General features: G+C 40.6%; 3 protein-coding genes. 1 reads left to right on the plus strand and 2 read right to left on the minus strand.

Going from position 1 to position 3,743, the window contains the following annotated elements; translation table 11 throughout:
- Nucleotides 1-133 precede the first annotated feature (133 nt).
- Together rimO and F607_RS0125375 are read right to left on the minus strand one after the other, a co-directional pair.
- Nucleotides 134-1,453 carry a 30S ribosomal protein S12 methylthiotransferase RimO gene (gene rimO, locus F607_RS0125370; RefSeq protein WP_027710258.1) on the minus strand — a complete coding sequence of 440 codons (1,320 nt, stop codon included), beginning with the start codon at nt 1,451-1,453 and terminating at the stop codon, nt 134-136.
- Nucleotides 1,454-1,520: 67 nt separating this feature from the next.
- The gene (locus F607_RS0125375) at nt 1,521-2,441 is read right to left on the minus strand and encodes a DMT family transporter (protein WP_027710259.1); all 921 of its coding nucleotides are present in this window, start codon (nt 2,439-2,441) and stop codon (nt 1,521-1,523) included.
- A 188-nt stretch (nt 2,442-2,629) separates the two neighbouring features.
- Between F607_RS0125375 and F607_RS0125380 the strand changes: the two genes are divergently transcribed.
- Entirely contained in the window at nt 2,630-3,202 is a 573-nt protein-coding gene (locus F607_RS0125380) for a DJ-1 family glyoxalase III (RefSeq protein ID WP_027710260.1), read from the plus strand.
- The last annotated feature ends 541 nt before the right edge of the window (nt 3,203-3,743 follow it).

The raw sequence follows: 3,743 nt of genomic DNA on the forward strand, positions 1-3,743 counted from the left end.
GGTAGGCAAGAGCCGACGCCTTCATTACAGCACCGAATGGCAGCTTGAATAAATATACAGCTTTGTCAACCTAAAAAAACTTCGGAATCGAGTTTTAGGAAATTATTGAGCAATGCTCTGCTAAGTTTCTATGTTAAAGCAGAGGCTTAGCCCATAAGTCGTATTCATCAGCATCAATAACTTCTGCCTGGATAATACTCCCTGGCTGTAGGTCTGTTGCCCCCTCAAGATACACACAGCCATCAATTTCAGGCGCATCAGCTTTACTTCGTCCCACAGCTCCATCATCACCGACATCATCAATAATAATATCAAGTGTTTTTCCGATTTTTTTCTGTAGTTTTTGGACGCTGATTTTTTGTTGGGTAGCCATAAACTGTTCCCAACGTTCTTGCTGCAGTTCTGCATCAATGGGGTTGGGTAGGTTATTAGCTGTAGCTCCGTCAACTGGTGAGTATTTAAAACAGCCCACTCGATCTAACTGAGCTTCTTCCAAAAAGTCCAGAAGATACTGAAATTCAGATTCAGTTTCACCTGGAAAGCCAACAATAAATGTACTGCGAAGCGTGATATCTGGGCACTCTGAACGCCATTGCTGAATGCGTTTCAATGTGTTTTCAGTGTGAGCAGGACGCTTCATGCGTTTAAGCACATCAGGATGGGCATGCTGGAAGGGTATATCCAAATAAGGCAGTATCTTACCTTCACTCATTAGTGGGATGATCTCATTCACATGGGGATAAGGATATACATAGTGGAGCCTTGTCCAAATACCCATATCGCTCAGTGCGTTGCAAAGGTCGTACATTTTTGTTTTAACTGGACGTCCTTGCCAGAAACCAGTCCGGTATTTGATATCAACACCATAGGCACTGGTATCTTGGGAAATGACTAAAAGCTCTTTGACACCTGCTTTGACCAAGCGCTCTGCTTCATCAAGCACATTGCCAATAGGGCGACTATCCAGCTTGCCCCGCATTGACGGAATAATGCAAAAAGTACAGCTGTGATTACAACCTTCTGAAATCTTTAGATAAGCATAATGGCGAGGGGTAAGTTTAATACCTTGTGGGGGAACTAAGTCGATATAAGGATTGTGTTCTTTTGCGGGTGGTAAGTGGTTGTGGACAGCATTAACAACAGCTTCATACTGTTGAGGACCAGACACACTGAGTACTTGAGGATGGGTTTGTTGAATTGTCTCAGCTTCGACCCCCATACAGCCAGTGACAATGACTTTGCCATTTTCACTGATGGCTTCACCTATGGTATCAAGTGATTCCTGTTTGGCCTCATCAATAAAGCCACACGTGTTGACCACCACAATGTCAGCATCTTCATAGGTTGGGACAATATCATATCCGTCAGTCCGTAACTGCGTCAGGATGCGCTCTGAGTCAACAAGGGCTTTGGGGCAGCCCAAGCTGACAAAACCAACTTTAGGATTCGTCATTCAGTTACCACACATGCTATATCGGCTATTCAAAAGGGCTAATTTTACTCGAAGATAAAGTATTATGCTATGAGGTGGCGGTTGTCTTGGTTTTAGATAGCTTGTTTGGGTTGGAAAAGCGCTGTTGGATAAGAATTCCACCAATTATAAGTGCAACTCCACTGTAAACAGAGTGATGGATAGGCTCATTTAGTATCGTGGCGATAAAGTAGAGCGACAGAAATGGAGCAAGAAAAATTAAGTTACTGACTTTTGCCGTTTGTTCGGCATAACGAAGCGCAAATAACCACAAAACATAGGTAACACCCATTTCAAAAAAGCCAATATATAAAGTACCTGCTACTCCTTGCCATGTTAGATGAAATATCGGATCAAAGTAGAATGTGGTGATGGCTGTTAGAGGTAAACTCCCCATAAAGCAAGCAAGGAGGTTAGCAATAGGGTCAGCGGTCTGTTTTGTATTAATAATCCAGTAAAGCGACCAAATAATCGTGCTGATTAAAATATAACCTAGCCCAAGAGGATCGGTGTTATCAAAGTCGATAAAGCTGCCTTGCGTGCATATAACAATAACCCCTGAATAACACACAGCCATAGCCACTATATCTGCAAGGTATAGACGTTGCTTTAAAAAAGGAACGGCTAATAAAGTTAATGTAATAGCCCACGTATAGTTTATAGGCTGAGCCTGTTGTGCTGGGAGCAAATTATAGCCAGCAAAAAGCAGTAAGTAATAGGCAAATGGGTTTAAAGAGCCAAGCAAAAAATAATACAGCGGGCGCTGTTTAAGTAATTGAATAACAAGTAATAATCTGCGTTGAACCAGCAGGATACCGGAGAGACAAATAATACAGCTAAGGCATGAAAAAAAGACAAGCTGTAATGGCGATAAGTAAGTCAGTGATAACTTAAATGCAGTGGCTACTGTTGCCCATAATGTAACGGCCAATAGGCCTAAGCCTGTTGCTAAGCGTTGATTTTTAGTCATACAACAAAAAATGCCTTTTAAAGTAGAGTATGGCTTACGGATCCATGTCGCTGATTTTAAGGTCAAATTACAGGTGTTGTGAATAGTCTTTCATGTGAGCAAATAGTCATGTGTTGTTTATAATTAGGTAGATGTAACACTAAGGACTAGCTTAACTTACAGGTAGACAAGGTTAAGGAGAAAGCTGAATGAGCAAGCGGGCGCTAGTTGTTATCGCTGATGGTACGGAAGAGATCGAAGCCGTGACAGTTATTGATGTACTACGTCGTGCTACAGTTGATGTATGTGTGGCCAGCTGTCAATTGACTCAAGAACTTCAGATAAAGGCTTCACGTGGTGTGAAGCTGGTTGCTGATAGTCATATTGACGAGTGCGTTGATTACTCGTTTGACTTAATAGTGTTACCAGGAGGTATGCCTGGTGCTGAGCATCTAAGAGATTGTCCAACACTTACCACGATGCTGACATGCCAACAAAAGGCTGAGCGCTGGATTGCGGCAATTTGCGCTGCACCTGCTGTGGTACTATCTGCCCATAACTTAATTGCTAATGCTAAGGCAACTTGTCATCCAGCTTTTTTACAACAGTTGCAAGCAAAGCAAGTCGTTAGTGATCAGGCCGTTGTAGTCGATGAGAAGCATGCGTTAATTACCAGTCAAGGACCTGGAACAGCAATGATATTTGCATTAAAACTGGTAGAAATTTTGATGGGGGAAAAGAAAGCTCAAGAAGTAGGACAGCCTATGGTGCTTTTGAGTTAATTTATTCAGTGAAAACAATAATATGATTTTTCCTCATATAAGATATGTTTTACCTGAAATATGTAATAATATCATATATTTATAGTGTTTGTAGGAAGTAATGCCTGATGGAGTGAAATACCAGAATAGGGTAAACTACAGGCTAACAGTATTACCTGTTTATTATTAGTTAATTCCGTTCTTAACGTGTTCGATTTAAGTTTAGGTCACCTCTAAACGTAAATACTAGCTGGGTCATGAGTACAGTGCTGACACAGTTATCACGAAAAAAGTATGTTTTAAGAGGTGTCTTTTGGTTAATGATATATACCCTCCCATAATAGGGTATTGCAATTAATTCTAAATATATAAACAAAGCATAAGCGTGTTTTATACTTAAAAAATTAGCACTTTAAGCCAGTTTTTTAATATTTTCACGATAAACGCACTCGTTGTTGCGAAATTTTCCTATGTACAGGACAAAAAGCTGAATAAATAAGAAAAATCAATTAGTTAGAAGTGAATTGATCCCTCATTGGTATTACAATTCAGGCTGCGAAAC

It is taken from the genome of Zooshikella ganghwensis DSM 15267, assembly GCF_000428585.1.
Taxonomy (GTDB): Bacteria; Pseudomonadota; Gammaproteobacteria; order Pseudomonadales; family Zooshikellaceae; genus Zooshikella; species Zooshikella ganghwensis.